This is a genomic window from Enterobacter mori, from assembly GCF_025244905.1.
GTDB lineage: Bacteria > Pseudomonadota > Gammaproteobacteria > Enterobacterales > Enterobacteriaceae > Enterobacter > Enterobacter mori_A.
On record NZ_CP104285.1, the window covers coordinates 3940434 to 3961428 of the forward strand.

The window sequence follows — 20995 nt, forward strand, 5'->3', positions numbered from 1 at the left end:
AAGGTGTAGGGTCAGAATTTTTATAATGTGAACGACAGTTGACGTTCGCCTCCAGGTTCGCGGATCTCGACCTGGTTTTGCGTAATATTCAGGAGCGGCCTGGCCGCAATATTTTGCTTTTCGCTGGCAAAGACGGCGCAGCAGAGCCAGCTTTCTCCCTGAGGGATATCGGTTTTTAACAGCGGAATGGCGGCGCACTCCGGGAACATAATGCTGCTGTTCGGCGGCGTGACGAGGCTGTCCGGCACGCGCGCGATAACGGGTGAGAGATCGACAATCGCGCTGCTGCCGTTCTCAGCCTTGAGATAACAGCCTCGCTCGCGGATCTGGTGTTCGGTTTTCATCACCGCAAAACCGCCCTCCGCCGTTTGCAGCGTACGTGCACTGTTGATGCGGTGCAGACGCAGATGCCACTCGCCAAAGGGGATTTGCCAGGTGTCGATATGCACGTCGTGCCACGGCGACCAGCGCGAGTAGAGGTAATTTTCATCCACCCGCACCGCTTCGCATTCGCGACGGCCGCGGTAGTAGTCGTCTCCGTCCGCCAGCAGCAGCATGGAATCACAGGCCGCATGCTTAAGGCCAAAGCGCCCGCGCTCAATGGTGAAACCAAAGCGGCTGGAGTAGGCAAATTTAGTGTATTTGGCGTCGGTATTGACGTAGTTGTTCAGCTCGAGTTGACCGGCGGTGAGCAGGGTGACGTGCTGCGACTTTTCCGCATGGATAAGGATCTGCTGGGCATGCGGAATCACATGCTTTTCAGCCAGCGCGGGTAACGGCTCCTCATCGGCCAGCCAGAACGGGTGCGCCTCCGGCAGCGCCAGAATGAGGTAGGTTTTCAGCGCCCAGTACGGCGAACCGGGCGAGTTATAGTCCTCGCACATCGCGAGGTTCGGATACGCAAAACCGAGGGTCAAAATGCCGTCGCGATCGGTAATCGGCTGCTGCTGCCACCAGCGCAGATGGCGCAAAATAATGCCCTTCACGATGCCCGGCGTGAATACCTCCAGCCCGGAAAAAGCCACCGCGCTCCAGAACGCGACCATCGCAAAACGGTAGGTCAGGCTGCGGCCAAACGGCACCGAGGCACCATCGGCTGCGGACCAGTAGATAAAGTCTTCCGCGAACAAACGCGAGCGCTCGCGCAGCACGTCCGCCCTCGCCTCGTCGCCGCTTAGGGTGGCGTAGATCAGGCCGTAGAAGTGGAAGGCCATTGAAATATAGTAATCTTTCGGGCGGCCCGGTCCGTCGGAGTACCAGCCGTCGCCCAGATAGTAGGCGTCCATCAACGCAAAGCGGTGGTCGATGGCGCGCTGGTCATACGGCAGCCCGGCGCGCTTGAATCCAAGCTGGACCATGATGGCGAAGTAGTTCCAGTTGCTGTCCGGCATCTGCGCGTCGGTAATCTGGCTAAGCCAGGCGTGGAGGTTCATCACGTCGCGCTCGGTGAAGCGCTCGAGGAGTTTGTCGCCCAGCAGGGACAGCCCCAGACCGTAGGCCGCCATCTCCACCAGACGCTGATCGTAGGGGTCGGTTTCCCCCCAGTAATCCGCGCCTTGCGGATCGGTGCCCAGTTTGATGGCGTCCAGGTATTTCTCACTCCACGGCTCGCCCTCGCCGCCAGCCATCAGCGGAAACAGCCCCCACAGCGCGCGGGAAAGCCCTTCCATCTGCGCGATATCCGTCGCGTAGTGCGCGCAGGTCTCGCCCAGCGAAAAACGTGAACTGCCCGGCGGAAACTGTTTATCCAGCGCGCCCAGCATCGCGTTTAGATACGCCACCACGTCCCGGCGTGAAGACAACGGATTTGATTTTTCTTTGTTTGCCACCCACATAGGTTTGCCCTCGCAATCAACTGCGGCAAAGCATAGTGAATCCGCAAGGGGCAGAAATGTTAGCCACGTCACAGGTGAGAACGATGAATAAACCTACAGTTAAGAAAATTTAAAAACGTGGTTTATAAATAGCATCTGACGGGGAAAAGTTGAGTTCTATTGCACTATGCGCGACACGCCAACGTCCGATCATCTGGAGCTGATTACCTTGAACGACACCGTGGTGTCGTTCAGCCGCCTGTTCGCCAATACCGTGCGTTACCACCACTGGCATCAGTGTCTGGAAATTCTTTATGTGGAAGAAGGGTTTGGCGTCGCGATTGTCGACAACCGGCATTACACCATGCGCCCCGGGCGGCTGTTTTTCTTCCCACCCTTTACCCTGCACAAGGTGATGGTGGACGCGCAGGCGGAGGCCATTTACCGGCGCACCATCATTCATCTCGATCATCACGCCGTGCTGAAAAACCTGCGTGATTTCCCGCAAACCCGGCAGCGACTGGAGCGGCTTTCACGCCGCGGCGGTGAGGCGTGGGTCGCTGACCTTGCGCATTGCCAGCACCATGTCGCTCATCTGTTGGGCTGTTATCAATCGCCCATGAACAGCGAGGCCATTGCCGGGCTGCTGATCGGCCTGTTTGCCATGCTGCCCGACGATCGCGACGGCACGCCGGGCAGCAGCCAGGGGATCGCCAGCCAGGTGATGTTCTGGCTGGATGAGCATTATCGGGAGAAATTCCGCCTCGACGCGCTGGCCGAAGAGCTGGGGAAATCGCGCAGCTATGTGTCGCGAAAATTCCATGCGGAGACGGGCGAGAAGATCCACGACTATCTGAATACGTTAAGGCTGCGTAAGGCCTGCGAGAGTTTGCTGCATACCGATTACAGCGTTCGCGACATCGCGGCGCAGACGGGGTTCTCCGACGTGACGTGGTTCATCAGCGCATTTAAAAAAGGGATTGGCGAGACGCCGCTGCAGTACAGGAAGAACCATCGTGCGGTCTGACACCCTCACCCCAGCCCTCTCCCTCAAGGGAGAGGGGGAAAATTAACCACTTTTCTTCCCCGGCTTTAATCCACGATGTAACTCGTTGATGCGCTTTATCGACTTAATGGTGCGCTGCGGCTCGGTAGAGGCGACGGATAAAATAATCATCTCCAGACACAGCAGCACCGTGCCGTGCAGCGGGATTTTGCCCTTCTCACCGCCGCGCGGGACGTGGATCACCACGCTGGCCTCTTTGCTGAAGCGCGAGTCCGTGGCATTCGTCAGCAAAAGGGTCGGAATGCCGAGACGTTTCGCCTCGCGCAGCGTGGTCTGTCCTTCCCGGTGCGCGGATTTCTGCGCCATCATGATCAGCACGTCGCCGCGCTGAAGCGCTATAAGCTGTTCGGCAAGCCCTATCCCGGTGCGGTTGAGCGGGATCGCGGGAAGTCCCATGCGGCTGAACAACCTGGCGGTGTAATCGGCCAGAATACCGGATGCGCCAATGCCAAAAATAGCGACCTGCCTTGCCTGTGCCAGCAGCGACACGGCCTGCGCCATCGCATAGCGGTTGTGTGGTTCAGACAGCACCTCGCAGGTGTGCCGATGCCCTTCCAGCACGAAATCAATGCTCGTATTCACATCGCTGGTCAGCGTATTCACCGTGGTAGACATTTTCTCGCTGGAGGTCACCACGGGGCCGAACCACTGCTCAAGCGTCTGCTTCAGATCGCGCAATCCGGCAAAACCGAGCGCCTGGATAGCGCGAACGACGGTAGCATCCGAGGTATTAAGCAGCGTCGCGATCTCCATCGCCGTCTGCTCCATGACCGTTTCCCGGTTCTCATTGATATAGCGCGCCACCAGCAGCAGCCGCGGCGTGAGCTGGTTCGCCCGGGAACGGAAGCGGTCACCGTAGACATCGACTTTGCGGATCACCGTGACGCCTCCGGTAGCGGACGCCCCGCAATTTGCGACTGCACCTGTGCGGCCATCAGGCCTAACGAGGCGAACGAGTTCGAGATGGCCTCCTCGCGGGAGATGAGCACGTAATGCCCGGTGCGGCAGGCGTTAAGGAACTGACACCAGCCCGGCATCACCGCGTCCATCGCCGCCAGCTCGTCCTGCGGCTTGCCGCCGGTATCGCCGCGCCAGGTGGCGAAAACGAAATCGGCATCCAGCTCAGGCAGGCGCTCGGCGCTGACGTCGATACGCCCACCGTCCGGGATGCTCTCAATCAGCGGTGGGAACTTGAATCCTGCATCGCGCAGCACGCGTCCAAGCGAGTGGTAGCTGTGCATGGCGTTGATTTTTCCCTGATTGGCCTGAATCACCGACACGGTTAACGTGCGGGTATCGACAGTCGCTTTCAGAGCCTTGATTTGCTCCTGATAGCGACGCTCCAGAATCTTCAGCCGCGCCTGCGTACCGGTGAGCTGCGCCAGCTTGCGGTAGATTTCGGGCGCACCGCCGTCGAGGTGATCGATGCTCACCGTCGGGGCTATTTTTTCCAGCTGTTCTACCGGCGTGTTGCGGGTCGGCTCGGTGATGATCAGGTCCGGCTTCGCGGCGGCGATGGCTTCAATGTCGATATCCGCAGTGCCAATAAATTTGATGTCGGAATTATCAAAATCGACGCCGGTTAACATGCCGCTGGAACGCAGAAAATGGCTGCCGTCCGGTCGGGTGCGGCCATGGCTGGCAACCGGGGGCACCCCAAGCTCAATCAGCGGGATGGTGATATCCAAATCATGCAACGAGACGATCCGCTTCGGATGCACCGGCACCACCACGTTGCGGTTCAGGTCATCTGTAAACGTCTGCGTCGGTTCCGCCGCACTCGCCACAAACCCTACCAGCAACAGCATTGTCAAAAGTACGCGCATCACACTCCCTCTAAAATCGGTCCCGACGCTGCCAGAGCAGCAGCAGGAAAAACGGTCCGCCAATCAGTGAAATCACAATCCCCGCCGGCAGCTGTAGCGGCAAAAATGCCAGACGCCCGACGTTATCCGCCACCAGCACCAGCAGCGCGCCCAGCACGGCGCTTCCCGTCAGCAATGCTGTTTGCCCACCACGCAGCAGCAGGCGCGCCATATGCGGGGCGATCAGCCCCACGAACCCCATACTTCCCACGCAGGAGACGCAGGCCGCCGTCAGCACCACCGGGGCGAGAACCCGCAACAGCGCCAGCCGGGTTATGCGTACGCCAAGGCCCGCTGCGGCCTGATTGCCGAGCAACGCCACGTCCGCAGCCCGCGCGGTAAAGAGCAGCAGCGCAAACGCGGGGGCAGCCCAGAGCGCGGCCAGCCCCACCAGCGTCCAGTTTGCCGCATGCAGGCTTCCCGCCAGCCACAGCATCGCGGTCTGCACGTCGCGCACGTCCGCGGTGGTCATAAAAACGCCCATTGCAGCGGCAAACGCCCATGACACGCCGATACCCGTCAGGATGAATCGCGGACGGGCAATATCGCGGGCCAGCGCCACCACCAGCAGCGCGGTCAGCAGCCCACCGGCCATGCCAACCAGCGGTCGCCAGTACAGGCCGAGCGCCGGGAACTGAAAAATCAGCAACAGCACCGCCGCGCTACAGCCCTCTTTCACGCCGATAAGCCCGGGGTCAGCAAGGCCATTGCGGGTGATGGACTGCATCGCCGCCCCCGCCATACCGAGCATCGCGCCGCACAGCACCGCCATCAGCAGGCGCGGCAGACGGATATCCATCACGATGTAATGCGTCTCTGCTTCCAGCGTCTGCGGATAAAACAGCGCGCGCCCGATGGCAGAGGCAGGAATAGGCAGCGAGCCGTGCGTCAGACCAAAACTGAGCAGCAACACGGCTACCAGTGATAACAATGCCAGACATGCCAGCGCTTTTGGACGAACCAGCGCCGAAAGGGAGCCGACGCGTAGCGCACGCAGTCCCGCCCGGCTCATTTGAACATCCTCGACGCCAGGAAGATAAAGACGGGCGCGCCGACCAGCGCGGTCATGACGCCGGTTGCCAGCTCATACGGCGTAAACAGCGTGCGGGCGGCGATATCCGCCAGCAGGAGAACCAGTGCCCCACACAGGGCCGAAAGCGGCACCGTTGCACGAATGTCCACCGTCACCAGGCGGCGGATCAGCTGTGGCACCACAAGGCCGATAAAACCAATCGGTCCGGCGATGGAGACCGCCGCGCCGCAGAGTAGTGCAATCGCCAGCAGTGCGAACAGGCGCGTCTTCAGCAATGAGACGCCAAGCCCCTGCGCCATTCTGTCACCCAGCGCCAGCATGTTGAGCGAGGGCGAGAGCCACAGCGCCAGCGTAAAGCCAACGACAGCAACCCCTGCGGCACTCCCTATCGTCCCGGCGCTGAGCCCCGCTAAATCTCCCGCCAGCCAGGTGCGCATGGCGAGCAGCGTCTGTTCATCAAGGATTAATATCGCAGCAGTCACCGATGAGGCAAATGCCGACATCGCCACGCCGCACAGCGTGACTTTCATCGGCGTAAGCCCGGTGCGACCGGACGAGGAGAACGTCAGCACCAGCAGAAAAAGCGCCGCGGCACCGACGGCAGCAATCAGCGGGCGACCAAACGGCAGCGACAGCCCAAGCGCGCTGGCGATCACCACCGCCAGCGCCGCCCCGGCATTCAGCCCCAGGATATGCGGTTCGCCGAGCGGGTTGCGGATCACCGACTGCAGCAGCACGCCCGCCACGCCGAGCGCGGCGCCTGTCACCATTGCAGCGAAGAGACGCAGCAGTCTGAGCCTGATAATCACGTTATGGTCGAAATTGCGCGGATCGAAATGGAAGAATGCATCCACTACCGTCCGGGGAGCGATAAAGCGCGCCCCGATGCCCAGATGCGCAATCGCGCCCATCGCCAGCAGCAATGTGAATACAAGGAATGCCAGAGAAGCGCGCATCATGGTTGTTCAGCGACCTTTCGAAACGGCATAAAGAACGGCTTTCCGGTTAGCGGGTTAACGGACATATGTACGTCGACGTCAAACACCGTTTTGATCAGCGACGGCGTGCAGGTGTCGCCTTCATGTAATACGCCCTCGACTTTGCCCTGGCGTAAAAAGACCAGCGAATCGCCGTAGTTCACGGCGAAGTTGAGATCGTGCAGCACCACTACCACTGTGCGCCCGTGCTGGCGCGTCAGGGTGTGCAGCAACTCCAGGATCTCAACCTGGTAACGAAGGTCGAGATACGTCGTGGGTTCATCCAGCAGGATATACGGCGTTTGCTGCGCCAGCGCCATGGCGATCCAGCAGCGTTGACGCTGACCGCCGGACAGGCTTTCAACCGGCAGATGAGCAAACCCTGCCGTTCCGGTCAGGCGTAATGCCTCCTCCACCGCCAGCTCATCTTCATCACTCCACTGACGCATAAAGTTCTGCCAGGGAAAGCGCCCGCGCGAAACCAGTTCAAAGACGGTTAACCCCTCCGGCAACAGCGGAGACTGCGGCAAAATGCCAAGCTGACGGGCGACCGCTTTGGTCGGCTGTTCATGAATGGCTTTGCCATCCAGCACGACGCTGCCGCCAAGCGGTTGTAGCAGGCGTGCGATGGTGCTCAACAGCGTGGATTTGCCACAGCCGTTCGCTCCCACCAGAACGGTCATCTTCTGTTGCGGGATCGCGAGGGAGATATCATCAACGATGATTTTTTTGTGATAACCCGCAGAAAGATTCTCCAGAACCAGTCCCGGTTTTGTCGTGTTATGCGCCACGTGAATGCCAACGTAATGAAAAACCAATAAATAAAAATAAAAATCATTCTCTTTTGAGAAGTTTGCCGCTGCGCAATGTAGTAGTCAAGTGAATAAAACCCCTGAAAGAACCAGGGGTGCTCGCCACAGACCACGCAAAATTAAATTAATAAATATCATTTTAATTCAATCAATTAAAAGCAAATCACTGAGATTTTAACGGTATAAAAATCACTGTAGCCCTTTTTTTACTTTTTCCATTTACTACTACATTTCCGCATGATTGAATGATTCTCAATTACAAGTTCGATGCCATTCAGGCTAACGAACAGACCGTAAGGGCAATGATTCACACATTTTTCCGCGAAGATGGTTTCGCCGGATATTCTGGGATAACAGATGTAATGGCTAAGTTCACACCTTCATTCTCTGGGGTAAAAGGGCGCGCGCTCTTTTCTCTGTTGTTTATGGCACCTTTGGTACACGCAGCGGCAAACGATGGCGAGACCCTGACCGTTACCGCCGATCCGAATGCTACCCTCGACGCCACCAGCGGCTATCAGCCCCTGAACACCTCCACCGCCACGCTGACCAACATGCCGATGCTGGACATCCCGCAGGTGGTCAATACCGTCAGCGATAAAGTGCTGGAAGACCAAAACGCGACCACGCTCGACGAAGCGCTGTATAACGTCAGCAACGTGGTGCAGACCAACACCCTGGGCGGCACGCAGGATGCCTTCGTGCGCCGTGGTTTTGGCGCGAACCGTGATGGCTCGATCATGACCAACGGCCTGCGCACCGTGCTGCCGCGCAGCTTTAACGCCTCAACCGAACGCGTGGAGGTGCTGAAAGGCCCGGCGTCGACCCTGTATGGGATTCTCGACCCCGGCGGCCTGATTAACGTCGTCACCAAACGCCCGGAGAAAACCTTCGGCGGCTCGATTTCTGCCACCTCGACCAGCTTTGGCGGCGGCACCGGACAGATCGATGTTACCGGCCCGATTGACGGCACGCGTCTGGCGTATCGCCTGACGGGGGAATATCAGGACGAAGATTACTGGCGTAATTTCGGCACCGAACGCAGCACCTTTATCGCCCCGTCACTCACCTGGTTTGGCGATGACGCCACCGTGACCGTGCTCTATTCGCATCGCGACTATAAAACGCCGTTCGATCGCGGAACGATCTTCGATCTCAACACCAAAAAGGCCGTCGACGTCGATCGCAAAACCCGCTTCGATGAGCCGTTTAACGTGACCGACGGGCACTCCGATCTCGCTCAACTCAACGCGGAGTATCGCCTTAACAGCGAGTGGACCGCAAAATTCGACTACAGCTACAGCCAGGATAAGTACAGCGATAATCAGGCGCGCGTGATGGCCTACGATTCGACAACCGGCAACCTGACCCGCCGCGTGGATGCCACCCAGGGCTCGACCCAGCGGATGCATACGACACGGGCGGATCTGCAGGGGAACGTGGATATCGCCGGTTTCTACAACGAGATCCTGACCGGCGTGTCGTATGAGAATTACGATCTGCTGCGCACGGATATGATTCGCTGTAAGAACGTCAAAGGTTTCAATATCTACAATCCGACGTATGGCAATCTCGACAAGTGCACCACCGTCTCGGCGTCCGACAGCGACCAGACCATTAAGCAGGAGAGCTACTCCGCCTACGCGCAGGACGCGCTGTACCTGACCGATAAATGGATCGCCGTCGCCGGACTGCGCTACCAGTATTACACCCAGTACGCGGGGAAAGGCCGTCCGTTTAACGTGAATACCGACAGCCGCGACGACCAGTGGACGCCTAAACTGGGGCTGGTGTACAAGCTCACTCCGGCAGTCTCGCTGTTTGCCAACTATTCCCAGACGTTTATGCCGCAGTCATCGATTGCGAGCTACATTGGCGACCTGCCGCCAGAAACGTCGAATGCGTATGAAATCGGCGCTAAATTTGACCTGTTCGACGGTATTACCGCCAATATTGCGCTTTTTGATATTCACAAGCGCAACGTGCTGTACACCGAAAGCGTGGGTGATGAAACCATCGCCAAAACCGCGGGCCGCGTGCGCTCGCAGGGCGTGGAAGTGGATCTTGCGGGGTCGCTGACTGAGAACACCAACATTATTGCCAGCTACGGCTATACCGACGCGAAGGTGCTGGAAGACCCGGACTATGCGGGCAAACCGCTGCCGAACGTGCCGCGCCATACCGGCTCCCTGTTCCTTACGTACGATATTCATAACGTCATAGGCGGGAATACGCTGACGCTGGGCGGCGGCGGGCACGGCGTGAGCCGTCGTTCGGCGACCAACGGCGCGGATTATTATCTGCCGGGTTATTTCGTGGCGGATGCGTTTGCGGCGTATAAGATGAAGCTACAGTATCCGGTGACGCTGCAGGTAAACGTGAAAAACCTGTTTGATAAGACCTACTACACATCGTCCATTGCGACCAACAACCTGGGTAACCAGATTGGCGATCCGCGCGAAGTGCAGTTTACGGTGAAGATGGAGTTTTGATGTCAGTGCGGGGTGTTCCCCTCACCCTAACCCTCTCCCCAAAGGGGCGAGGGGATCGATCGTAGGCCCGGTAAGCGCAGCGCCACCGGGCAAAAAAAAGCCCTGCATCGCAGGGCTTTTTCAGCATCAGGCCTCGATATCCGCCATATCGCCTTTCTCCTGCAGCCAGTTACGGCGGTCTTCCGAACGTTTCTTGGCAAGGAGCATATCCATCATGGCGTTGGTTTGCTGTTCGTCTTCGTCGCTGATCGTCAGCTGCACCAGGCGGCGCGTGTTCGGATCCAGCGTCGTTTCGCGCAGCTGCATCGGGTTCATCTCGCCCAGCCCTTTAAAGCGCTGCACGTTCGGTTTGCCCTTCTTGCGCTTCAGCTGTTCCAGCACGCCCGCTTTTTCTTCTTCCGTCAGCGCGTAGTAAACCTCTTTGCCGAGGTCGATACGGTAGAGCGGCGGCAGCGCCACGTGGACGTGACCGTTTTTCACCAGCGTTTTGAAGTGCTTCACGAACAGCGCGCAGAGCAGCGTGGCAATGTGCAGACCATCGGAGTCCGCATCCGCGAGGATACAGATCTTGCCGTAGCGCAGCTGGCTCAGATCGTCGCTGTCCGGATCGATACCGATCGCCACCGAGATATCGTGAACCTCCTGCGAGGCCAGCACTTCATCTGAAGAGACTTCCCAGGTGTTCAGGATCTTACCCTTGAGCGGCATGATCGCCTGATATTCACGATCGCGCGCCTGCTTGGCCGATCCGCCCGCCGAGTCCCCTTCCACAAGGAACAGCTCGGTACGGTTGAGATCCTGCGCGGTACAGTCCGCCAGCTTGCCCGGCAGCGCAGGGCCGCTGGTCAGCTTTTTACGCACCACTTTCTTGGCGGCACGCAAACGACGCTGGGCGCTGGAAATGGCCATTTCAGCCAGCATTTCTGCTGCCTGAACGTTCTGGTTCAGCCACAGGGTAAACGCATCTTTCACCACGCCGGAAACGAACGCCGCACACTGACGTGACGACAGGCGTTCTTTGGTCTGACCGGCAAACTGCGGGTCCTGCATCTTCACGGAGAGCACGTAAGCGCAGCGATCCCAGATATCTTCCGCCGACAGCTTCACGCCGCGCGGCAGGATGTTGCGGTATTCACAGAACTCGCGCATCGCATCGAGCAGACCCTGACGCAGGCCGTTGACGTGCGTACCGCCCAGCATGGTCGGGATCAGGTTAACGTAGCTTTCGGTCAGCAGCTCGCCGCCTTCCGGCAGCCACAGCAGCGCCCAGTCCACGGCTTCTGTATCGCCGCTAAAGTTACCGACAAACGGTTTTTCAGGCAGCGTTGGCAGGCCGTTTACCGCTTCGCACAGGTAGTCGTTCAGACCATCGGCGTAGCACCAGGTTTGTGCGGTATTGTTAACGTGGTCTGTAAAGGTGATTTCCACGCCCGGACACAGCACCGCTTTGGCTTTCAGCAGGTGCGTCAGGCGAGAAACAGAAAATCGTGGGCTGTCGAAGAAGCTTTCGTCAGGCCAGAAGTGCACGCTGGTACCGGTATTGCGTTTGCCGCACGTACCCACAACCTGCAGATCCTGCACTTTATCGCCGTTTTCGAACGCGATGTTATAGACCTGACCGTCGCGACGGACGTTCACTTCCACGCGTTTGGACAGGGCGTTCACCACGGAAATGCCCACGCCGTGCAGACCACCTGAGAACTGATAGTTCTTGTTGGAGAACTTACCGCCCGCATGCAGACGGCAGAGGATCAGCTCAACGGCAGGCACGCCCTCTTCCGGGTGGATATCCACCGGCATACCGCGCCCGTCGTCGATAACTTCCAGCGACTGATCGGCGTGCAGGATAACGTCGACGCGTTTGGCATGGCCTGCCAGCGCTTCGTCCACACTGTTATCAATAACTTCCTGGCCCAGGTGGTTTGGGCGCGTCGTATCGGTGTACATCCCCGGGCGGCGGCGAACCGGCTCAAGCCCGGTGAGTACCTCAATGGCATCAGCGTTATAGGTTTGCGTCATGATTTAAACTAGCAATTCGCATTGATTGTCAGTGGCTGTGCAGTCCAAGAAAATCGACAATCTGGGTGAAATGATCCTCAAAGCCCGTGAAAGCATGGTTTCCGCCCTCTTCTATCGTCTGGCGGCAGGATGCGTAATACGCCACTGCCTGGCGGTAATCCAGCACTTCATCACCCGTCTGCTGCAGCAGCCAGATGAGATCCGGCGCTTCAAGCGGGTCGACCTGCATAACTTTGAGATCGTAAATATGGCGTGACTCTAGCACATATTGTTGGCCGGTGTAGGGGTTCTCGTTTTCGCCAAGAAAGTCCCTCAGCAGCTCAAATGGCCGTACCGCCGGGTTAACTACCACTGCGGGCAGCATAAAGCATTGCGACAGCCAGGTGGCGTAATATCCTCCCAGCGATGAACCGACCACGCCAAAGGATTCGCCACCGTGTTCGAGGACAATCGATTCCAGCATCTCCGCCGCTTCCGCAGGGTATGGCGGCAGTTGCGGGACGATCATTTCAACGTGCGGATGATGCTCGCTCAGCCAGTGGCGAAACTGCGTCGCTTTCGCGGAGCGCGGCGAGCTGTTGAACCCGTGAAGATAGAGAAGCGTAGACATCAATAGCCTTCTGAAGCGGTATCGGGGCGGAATTTTGCGCCTGACAAACGGCACACTTCTGTCGTCAGGTTGCCATCGGCATGCAGTTCCAGCCAGCGCCAGCCTGGTGCGATGGTGTCCAGGGTGAAGTTGGCGCAGTGCGGCTTAAACTGCACGCAAGTGGACGGCGTGGCGAGCATTCTGCGGCCATTCCAGTCGAGATCCTGTTCCTGATGAATGTGCCCGCACAGCAGGTTCTTCACGCGAGGGAAGTTCACCAGCACGCTGTCCAGCGCCGCTGAGTTACGCAGGCTGTGTTGATCGAGCCAGCTGCAGCCCGCCGGCAGCGGATGATGATGAAGCAACAGCAGCGTATTGCGTGCCGGTTCGGCAGCCAGTTTGGTTTCGAGCCAGTCAAGCTGAAACTCGCTTAACTCACCGTGCGGGACGCCAAAGACCTGGCTGTCGAGCAGTAAAATTTGCCAGTGGTCCCCTGCAAAAACACACTTCGCCGGGGAGATCCCCGACTCCAGGAGCGAACTGTACATGGCTGGCTGGAAATCATGGTTTCCGGGCAGCCATACGCAAGGCACGCTGAAGCTCGCGATGCCTTCAGCAAAGTGCTGGTAGGCCGCGGAGGACTGATCCTGCGCCAGATCGCCCGTTGCGACAATCAGATCGCAGGCGCGATTTTCGGCGTGAATCGCGTTGAGTACAGCCTGATAGCTCTCCCAGGTATTCACACCCAGCAGAGTTTCATGCTTTTCGGCAAACAGGTGGGTATCGGTGATTTGTAATATCCTGACTGGCGCCCCACCAGCAACAGTCAGGTTCAACAGGCTTTCCAAATGGTGTCCTTAGGTAGGTTTATGACGCTAACAAACCGGAATCGCCATTGCTCCATGTGCTAAACAATATCTTAGCCAGTCGGCTAAAAACTGGTTAATTTGATGCTTTTCGTCGCGTTGATGCAACTTTTTATTCGGGTAATCATACCGCGCTTTAAAGCGAAAGATCTGCTGGCTCGAACACACTTCAGCGACCATCGCGTCGTGATAGAGGCGCACCGTCATCGACGGCAGGCTCCAGTAGCTAATGCTGGGGGCCGTTTGCTCAATCTCTACCAGCGTAGTGTAGCGCGTTGATTCTGTTATCGTTAATCGATACTGCGCGTTGCTCACCTGATAGCTTACCGTTTCGCCGGGTGCGTCGTTTCGCGGCAGCAGGCGGCGCAGCTGTGCGAAATTGGTTTCGCACAGGCGCATCATTTCTGGGAAGTCAGGCGTATAGCGCTTCATTTTAACCACTCGTTTCGTAATGTCTGATAATGCAGCTGCAGCCATTGCAGGGCGATGACAGACGCTGCGTTGTCGATTTTCCCCTCTTCTACCCACTGGTAAGCCTGTTCCCGGCTCACCACATGAACCCGAATATCTTCGTTTTCATCTGCCAGACCGTGGATCCCTTCCGCGGTTGTGGCGTCCACTTCGCCCACCATAATGGATAAGCGTTCACTTGTGCCACCCGGGCTTGCCAGATAGCTGAGCACGGGTTTTGTTCTCCCGACAACCAGACCCGCCTCTTCCAGCGCTTCGCGCCGGGCAACGTCCTCGACCGATTCGCCCTCTTCAATCATCCCGGCCACCATCTCCAGCAGCCACGGGCTTTCGCTGACGTCATAAGCGGCGATGCGGATCTGCTCAACCAGCACCACTTCATCGCGCACTGGGTCAAAGGGTAGCAAGACTGCAGCATGCCCGCGCTCAAAAATTTCGCGTTTAATTTCACCGCTCATCTCACCGTTGAACAGGCGATGCCTGAAACGGTAAAGATCCATTGAAAAAAAACCGCTATAAAGCGTTTCTCGTGCAATAATTTCTACATCGTTTTTGGCGAAGGTTACGGGCAACTTCTTTGGTTTTTGCATAAATCGAGTCCTGGTAGCAATGGTGATGAAATTGTGAATTTCAAGGCTGTTTGGCTGCCGTTTGTAAGGCTATATGGTAGATTGGTGCAAATTACCGCCAGATGGCACGTAACGCCAACCTTTTGGTGTGGATGATTCTGTTAGAATCGGCAATTATTTTTAATTAGATCAGCGCTAATACTGCTTCACAACAAGGAATGCAAATGAAGAAATTGCTCCCCATCCTTATCGGCCTGAGCCTGACGGGCTTCAGTGCAATGAGCCAGGCGGAAAACCTGTTACAGGTCTACCAGCAGGCACGTCTGGGCAACCCTGATTTACGTAAATCAGCGGCCGATCGTGATGCTGCGTTTGAAAAGATTAACGAAGCGCGTAGCCCGCTGCTGCCGCAGTTAGGCCTGGGTGCAGATTATACCTACAGCAATGGTTTCCGCGACGCTAACGGCGTTAACTCCAATGCCACCAGCGCATCACTGCAGTTAACCCAGACGCTGTTTGACATGTCCAAATGGCGCGCCCTGACCCTGCAGGAAAAGAGCGCGGGTATTCAGGATGTGACGTATCAGACCGATCAGCAGACGCTGATCCTCAATACCGCCACCGCGTACTTCAACGTGCTGAGCGCGATTGACTCGCTCTCCTACACCGAAGCGCAGAAACAGGCGATTTACCGTCAGTTGGATCAAACCACCCAGCGCTTCAACGTGGGCCTGGTCGCGATCACCGACGTGCAGAACGCCCGTTCACAGTACGACAGCGTACTGGCCAACGAAGTCACCGCGCGTAACAACCTTGATAACGCGCTGGAATCACTTCGTCAGGTGACGGGTAACTACTACCCTGAGCTGGCCTCCCTGAACGTGGACAGCTTCAAAACCGATAAGCCGCAGGCCGTTAACGCCCTGCTGAAAGAGGCTGAAAACCGCAACCTGGCGTTATTGCAGGCGCGTCTGAGCCAGGATCTGGCCCGCGAGCAAATTCGTCAGGCGCAGGATGGCCATCTGCCAACCCTGAGCCTGAGCGCCTCTACCGGTGTGTCTGATACGACCTATAGCGGTTCTAAAACCAACTCAGCCCAATATGACGACAGCAACCAGGGTCAGAACAAAGTGGGTCTGAGCTTCTCCCTGCCGCTGTACCAGGGCGGCATGGTGAACTCTCAGGTGAAACAGGCGCAGTACAACTTTGTTGGCGCGAGCGAGCAGCTGGAAAGCGCGCACCGCAACGTGGTGCAGACCGTACGTTCTTCGTTCAACAACGTGAACGCCTCTATCAGCAGCATCAACGCGTATAAACAGGCCGTTGTATCTGCACAAAGCTCCCTGGATGCAATGGAAGCGGGTTACTCGGTCGGTACACGTACTATCGTTGACGTGCTGGACGCAACCACTGCGCTTTACAACGCGAAACAGCAGCTCTCCAGCGCACGTTACCAGTACCTGATTAACCAGCTGAACATTAAGCAGGCTCTGGGTACGCTGAACGAGCAGGATCTGCAGTCGCTGAATAGCGCACTGGGCAAACCGGTTTCGACGTCTCCAGACAGCGTCGCGCCGGAGAACCCACAGCAGGTTGCCGCGGTTGATAACTTCAACGCTGACAACAACACCCCTGCTGCACAGCCTGCTGCCGCACGTACCACTGCGCCTGCCAGCAAAGGCAATAATCCGTTCCGTAACTAAGCATTGCCCGATGGCGCTTCGCTTATCGGGCCTACTTGATCGTAGGCCGGGTAAGCGCAGCGCCACCCGGCGCAAAATCACATCCGAACGTAAGCCAACGTAAAGATCCCCCAGATTCCGCCCCTCTTCGCTTCATTTTCAACCACTCATCCTCTATCCTGAGCGTTATTACCACTGGGTCCTGGAAGACAAATATGAAACGGACAAAAACGATTAATCACGCGTCGTTCCGCAAAAGCTGGAACGCACGTCACCTCACCCCTGTTGCACTGGCGGTCACCGCCGTCTTTATGCTGGCAGGCTGTGAGCAAAGCGACGAAACGGTCTCGATGTATCAAAACGCGGACGACTGCTCGGCAGCAACCGGTAAAGCCGCGGAATGTACGACGGCTTATAACAGCGCGCTGAAAGAAGCGGAACGTACCGCACCGAAATATGCTTCGCGCGAAGACTGCGTGGCGGAATTCGGCGAAGGCCAGTGCCAGCAGACTCCTGCTCAGGCAGGCATGGCGCCGGAAAACCAGGCGCAGGCGCAGTCCAGCGGCAGCTTCTGGATGCCGCTGATGGCGGGCTACATGATGGGCCGCATGATGAGCGGCGGTGCGGGCTACCAGCAGCAACCGCTGTTTAGTTCCAAAAACCCAAACAGCCCGGCATACGGTAAATACACCGACGCCACCGGTAAAAACTACGGTGCAGCAACGCCTGGCCGTACCACGACCGTGCCTAAAACGGCGATGGCACCTAAGCCAGCGACCACCAGCACCATCACCCGTGGCGGCTTCGGTGAGTCTGTGGCGAAACAGACCACCATGCAGCGTAGCGCGACCGGTACCTCGACTCGCTCAATGGGCGGCTGATCATGGAACGAGTCAGTATTGTTGAGCGCCCGGACTGGCGCGAAAAAGCCACAGAGTACGGTTTTAATTTTCACACCATGTACGGCGAACCGTACTGGTGTGAAGATGCTTACTATAAGCTCACGCTTGCCCAGGTTGAAAAGCTGGAAGAGGTCACCGCTGAGCTACACCAGATGTGCCTGAAGGTTGTCGGGAAGGTCATCGACAGCGATGAGCTGATGACCAAATTCCGCATCCCAAAGCACACCTGGAGCTTTGTTCGTCAGTCCTGGAAAACCAGCCAGCCTTCGCTCTATTCTCGCCTCGATCTGGCATGGGATGGCGTGGGTGAACCTAAGCTGCTTGAGAACAACGCGGATACCCCAACCTCGCTGTACGAAGCCGCGTTCTTCCAGTGGATCTGGCTGGAAGATCAGGTGAGTGCCGGGAACCTGCCGGAAGGCAGCGACCAGTTTAACAGTCTGCAGGAAAAGCTAATTGAGCGCTTTGCCGAACTGCGCGAGCAGCACGGCTTCAACCTGCTGCACCTTGCCTGCTGTCGCGATACGGAAGAAGATCGTGGAACGGTGCAGTATCTGCAGGACTGCGCAGCAGAAGCGGAGGTGGCGACAGAGTTCCTCTATATCGAAGATATCGGTCTGGGGGAGAAAGGTCAGTTTACCGACACCCAGGACCAGGTCATCAGCAACCTGTTCAAGCTTTATCCATGGGAGTACATGCTGCGCGAGATGTTCTCAACCAAGCTGGAAGATGCTGGCGTGCGCTGGCTGGAACCGGCATGGAAGAGCATTATCTCTAACAAAGCCCTGCTGCCGATGCTGTGGGAGATGTTCCCGAACCACCCTAACCTGCTGGCAGCCTATTTTGCGGAAGACGATCATCCACAGATGGAGAAGTTCGTCGTTAAGCCGATCTTCTCCCGCGAAGGGGCGAACGTGTCGATTATCGAAAACGGCAAGACGCTGGAAGCGGTTGAAGGGCCTTACGGCGAGGAAGGGATGATCGTCCAGGAGTTCTGGCAACTGCCGAAATTTGGCGACAGCTATATGCTGATTGGCAGCTGGCTCATCAACGATCAGCCTGCGGGGATTGGCATTCGCGAAGATCGCGCGCTGATCACCCAGGATCTGTCGCGGTTCTACCCGCATATTTTCGTGGAGTAAGACTTGCCCGGTGGCGCTACGCTTACCGGGCCTACGCTCGACCTGTAGGCCGGGTAAGCGTAGCGCCACCCGGCAAGTGTTCACCCCACCTGCACCGACAGCATACTCAGGCTTCCCATCTCAATCCCGTCGACCGGGATCGTAACCGGCTCCTGACCGTCCCACGCGCCAAGCACGTACAGCAGCGGCAGGAAGTGTTCCGGCGTCGGGTTAGAGAGTGAACCGCCTTCGTGATCCAGATAGTTCACCAGCGGATGCGCCTCACCAGGGCCTTGCCACGTCAGGTTTGCTTTGACGTAGTCGTTAAACGAGGTCGCCCACGGGTACGGCGTGTTCTCACCGTGCCATCGTGCCGTACGCAGGTTATGCACCACGTTGCCACTCGCCACCAGCATGATGCCTTCATCACGCAGGGTTGCCAGCTTGCGGCCCATTTCCAGATGCCAGGCGGCGGGTTTGGTGCTGTCGATGCTCAACTGCACCATTGGGATATCGGCATCCGGGTACATCTTAATCAGCACGCCCCACGAGCCGTGGTCAAAGCCCCAGGCTTCTTTATCCAGCGAGACCGGGACGGGAGCCAGTAAATCAACCAGTTGTTGCGCCAGTTCAGGCGAACCCGGCGCAGGATAATGCGTGTCGTACAGCGCCTGCGGGAAGCCGCCGAAATCATGGATGGTCTTTGGTGCTTCCATCGCAGTGACGCCCGTGCCGCGGGTAAACCAGTGTGCAGATACCACCACAATCGCCTTCGGACGCGGCAACGTCTCACCCAGATGACGCCAGGCGCGGGTATAGACGTTATCTTCCAGAACGTTCATTGGGCTACCGTGGCCTAAAAACAGTGCTGGCATACGTGAAGAAGTCATGGTGATATCCTTAGAGATATTGGTAATTTGATGGTGCTACATTACGCGCATTCAGGTGAAGATGAACGCAGATAACCGTGAAGATCATCATCAGGAAATTTGAATGTCAGATATCGCTTAAGGAGAATGCATGTCAGTACCCTTGATTCTGACCCTGCTTGCAGGAGCCGCGACCTTTATCGGTGCGTTCCTCGGCGTGCTCGGTCAAAAGCCATCTAACCGCCTTCTGGCCTTCTCGCTGGGTTTCGCTGCCGGGATTATGCTGCTCATCTCGTTAATGGAGATGCTGCCCGCAGCGCTTCACACTGAGGGTATGTCCCCGGTCCTCGGCTATGGCATGTTCATCGTGGGCCTGCTGGGTTATTTTGCTCTCGACCGCATGCTGCCGCACGCACACCCTCAGGATTTAATGCAAAAAAGCGTTACCCCCATTGCGGGTAATATAAAACGAACGGCCATCCTGCTGACGCTGGGTATCAGTCTGCATAACTTCCCGGAAGGTGTCGCCACGTATGTCACGGCCAGCAGCAATCTGGAGATGGGTTTTGGCGTGGCGCTGGCGGTGGCCTTGCACAATATTCCTGAAGGACTTGCGGTTGCCGGGCCGGTTTATGCCGCCACGGGTTCAAAACGTACTGCTGTCTTCTGGGCAGGTATCTCCGGAATGGCTGAGATTCTCGGTGGCGTGCTGGCGTGGCTGATCCTCGGAAGCCTCGTTTCCCCTGTCGTTATGGCGGCAATTATGGCTGCCGTCGCCGGGATCATGGTTGCGCTCTCCGTCGATGAGCTGATGCCGCTGGCGAAAGAGATCGACCCGAATAATAACCCGAGCTATGGCGTGCTGTGTGGAATGTCGGTGATGGGCTTAAGCCTGGTGTTATTGCAATCTGCGGGTATCGGTTAGGATTAATCTGCCTCCGTATAATACGGAGGCAGACTTTTGAAACGTTAAGATATAGATAGAAATGATACGTTATTCCGTTGCCAACAAAGCCCTTGCAAAATATATAACTCATAGAGATAGAATGGTGAAATTTTATCAGCACATTATCGGAGTGATTGCATCTATTATGAATGTTAGCCAATGTTTACAATCAACATTAATTATATATTAACATACTCTTAAAATAGCTTTAAGATGCAGTAATCGCATCTCCCCTTCATCCTCCCATATACTCCAGTTGCGTTTTGAAATTTATATTCAGAGTATGAATTCGTTTGAAAAAGGATATTTTCATGTATATGGGTAAAAAAATTCTATTAGCTTTAGCTATAGCTGCCGCAGCATCGGGTTCCGCCTTTGCTGCCGAGCAGGGGTCGGGCAAAATCAAATTCAAAGGCGTTGTTATTGATGCGCCTTGCAGCATTGCACCAGACAGCGTTGATAAAGAAGTCGATCTCGGTGAAGTGACCACAGCCGTGATCAATGCCAACAAGAAGTCTTCCGCTGTACCGGTTGATATCAATCTGGAAAACTGCCAGCTTGACGATCCGGCCGACGAGACTGACACACCAGTGACCAAAGTCGATGTCACCTTTACCAGCTCAGCGACAGACGCGACTGACACCAGCCTGATGACCAACACCTTTGCGAGTGGTGCACAGAACGTGGGCGTTCGTCTTCTGGATAACGCCGAAGACAACATTACGCTGGGTGCGGCTAATGAGGTTGCTCTGCTGGCAGGTTCAACGACTCAAACGCTGCACTTCAAAGCATTAATGGAAGTTGTAACGGGTAAAACGGCGACTGCTGGCCAGGTTGAAGCCACAGCCAACTATATTCTGGCGTATAAATAACTACGCCATGTTTCAGATTAAACCGGCTGG

General features: G+C 56.9%; 19 protein-coding genes. 7 read left to right on the forward strand and 12 right to left on the reverse strand.

The window, feature by feature from the left end; all coding sequences use genetic code 11:
* Window positions 1-20: 20 nt before the first annotated feature.
* Entirely contained in the window at window positions 21-1835 is a 1815-nt protein-coding gene (locus tag N2K86_RS18575) for a DUF2264 domain-containing protein (protein WP_260659585.1), read from the reverse strand.
* A gap of 166 nt (window positions 1836-2001) precedes the next feature.
* On the opposite strand from N2K86_RS18575, the gene N2K86_RS18580 reads away from it, so the two are divergent.
* Window positions 2002-2841 (forward strand): AraC family transcriptional regulator, encoded by an 840-nt coding sequence (locus tag N2K86_RS18580; RefSeq protein ID WP_260659586.1) that lies wholly within the window; start codon window positions 2002-2004, stop codon window positions 2839-2841.
* A gap of 42 nt (window positions 2842-2883) precedes the next feature.
* On the opposite strand, the gene N2K86_RS18585 is transcribed toward N2K86_RS18580, so the two are convergent.
* The 5 genes from N2K86_RS18585 to N2K86_RS18605 are packed head-to-tail and all read right to left on the reverse strand — an operon-like array spanning window position 2884 to window position 7546.
* On the reverse strand, window positions 2884-3759 hold the full coding sequence (locus N2K86_RS18585) for a MurR/RpiR family transcriptional regulator (RefSeq protein ID WP_260659587.1): 876 nt from the start codon (window positions 3757-3759) through the stop codon (window positions 2884-2886).
* Window positions 3756-4706, reverse strand: a complete 951-nt coding sequence (locus N2K86_RS18590; protein ID WP_260659588.1) for an iron-siderophore ABC transporter substrate-binding protein — start codon at window positions 4704-4706, stop codon at window positions 3756-3758. Before N2K86_RS18590 ends, N2K86_RS18585 begins: the two co-directional genes overlap by 4 nt.
* A gap of 10 nt (window positions 4707-4716) precedes the next feature.
* Window positions 4717-5757, reverse strand: a complete 1041-nt coding sequence (locus N2K86_RS18595; RefSeq protein ID WP_260659589.1) for a FecCD family ABC transporter permease — start codon at window positions 5755-5757, stop codon at window positions 4717-4719.
* Window positions 5754-6737, reverse strand: a complete 984-nt coding sequence (locus N2K86_RS18600; protein ID WP_260659590.1) for a FecCD family ABC transporter permease — start codon at window positions 6735-6737, stop codon at window positions 5754-5756. The genes N2K86_RS18595 and N2K86_RS18600 overlap by 4 nt, the downstream gene beginning before the upstream one ends.
* Window positions 6734-7546, reverse strand: coding sequence for an ABC transporter ATP-binding protein (locus N2K86_RS18605; RefSeq protein ID WP_260659591.1), 813 nt, complete (start codon window positions 7544-7546; stop codon window positions 6734-6736). Before N2K86_RS18605 ends, N2K86_RS18600 begins: the two co-directional genes overlap by 4 nt.
* 383 nt (window positions 7547-7929) lie before the next feature.
* Between N2K86_RS18605 and N2K86_RS18610 the strand changes: the two genes are divergently transcribed.
* Window positions 7930-10059, forward strand: a complete 2130-nt coding sequence (locus N2K86_RS18610) for a TonB-dependent siderophore receptor (protein ID WP_260659592.1) — start codon at window positions 7930-7932, stop codon at window positions 10057-10059.
* A 126-nt stretch (window positions 10060-10185) separates the two neighbouring features.
* Here the strand turns inward: N2K86_RS18610 and parE are convergent, their stop codons facing one another.
* From parE to nudF, 5 genes are read right to left on the reverse strand one after another with little or no spacing between them, the layout of a single operon-like run.
* A complete protein-coding gene (gene parE / locus N2K86_RS18615; protein WP_029740698.1) occupies window positions 10186-12078 on the reverse strand; it encodes a DNA topoisomerase IV subunit B in 1893 nt (630 codons plus the stop codon).
* A gap of 28 nt (window positions 12079-12106) precedes the next feature.
* Window positions 12107-12688 (reverse strand): esterase YqiA, encoded by a 582-nt coding sequence (yqiA, locus tag N2K86_RS18620; protein WP_042714984.1) that lies wholly within the window; start codon window positions 12686-12688, stop codon window positions 12107-12109.
* Window positions 12688-13515, reverse strand: coding sequence for a 3',5'-cyclic-AMP phosphodiesterase (gene cpdA, locus N2K86_RS18625; RefSeq protein ID WP_042714985.1), 828 nt, complete (start codon window positions 13513-13515; stop codon window positions 12688-12690). Before cpdA ends, yqiA begins: the two co-directional genes overlap by 1 nt.
* 27 nt (window positions 13516-13542) lie before the next feature.
* Window positions 13543-13965 (reverse strand): DUF1249 family protein, encoded by a 423-nt coding sequence (locus N2K86_RS18630; protein ID WP_003862516.1) that lies wholly within the window; start codon window positions 13963-13965, stop codon window positions 13543-13545.
* Window positions 13962-14594 (reverse strand): ADP-ribose diphosphatase, encoded by a 633-nt coding sequence (gene nudF, locus N2K86_RS18635; protein WP_260659593.1) that lies wholly within the window; start codon window positions 14592-14594, stop codon window positions 13962-13964. Before nudF ends, N2K86_RS18630 begins: the two co-directional genes overlap by 4 nt.
* A gap of 203 nt (window positions 14595-14797) precedes the next feature.
* On the opposite strand from nudF, the gene tolC reads away from it, so the two are divergent.
* The 3 genes from tolC to N2K86_RS18650 all read left to right on the forward strand — a co-directional run bounded on the left by tolC (window position 14798) and on the right by N2K86_RS18650 (window position 18299).
* Complete coding sequence (gene tolC, locus N2K86_RS18640; RefSeq protein WP_260659594.1) at window positions 14798-16276, forward strand: outer membrane channel protein TolC; 1479 nt, start codon at window positions 14798-14800, stop codon at window positions 16274-16276.
* A 194-nt stretch (window positions 16277-16470) separates the two neighbouring features.
* On the forward strand, window positions 16471-17136 hold the full coding sequence (locus tag N2K86_RS18645; protein WP_260659595.1) for a DUF1190 family protein: 666 nt from the start codon (window positions 16471-16473) through the stop codon (window positions 17134-17136).
* Between the two features lie 2 nt (window positions 17137-17138).
* The gene (locus N2K86_RS18650) at window positions 17139-18299 is read left to right on the forward strand and encodes a glutathionylspermidine synthase family protein (RefSeq protein WP_260659596.1); all 1161 of its coding nucleotides are present in this window, start codon (window positions 17139-17141) and stop codon (window positions 18297-18299) included.
* Between the two features lie 80 nt (window positions 18300-18379).
* Here N2K86_RS18650 and ygiD read toward each other — a convergent pair whose 3' ends face one another.
* A complete protein-coding gene (ygiD, locus tag N2K86_RS18655; RefSeq protein WP_260659597.1) occupies window positions 18380-19168 on the reverse strand; it encodes a 4,5-DOPA dioxygenase extradiol in 789 nt (262 codons plus the stop codon).
* A 130-nt stretch (window positions 19169-19298) separates the two neighbouring features.
* Between ygiD and zupT the strand changes: the two genes are divergently transcribed.
* Window positions 19299-20072 (forward strand): zinc transporter ZupT, encoded by a 774-nt coding sequence (gene zupT, locus N2K86_RS18660; RefSeq protein WP_260659598.1) that lies wholly within the window; start codon window positions 19299-19301, stop codon window positions 20070-20072.
* A gap of 332 nt (window positions 20073-20404) precedes the next feature.
* The gene (locus tag N2K86_RS18665) at window positions 20405-20965 is read left to right on the forward strand and encodes a fimbrial protein (RefSeq protein ID WP_260659599.1); all 561 of its coding nucleotides are present in this window, start codon (window positions 20405-20407) and stop codon (window positions 20963-20965) included.
* Window positions 20966-20995: the final 30 nt, after the last annotated feature.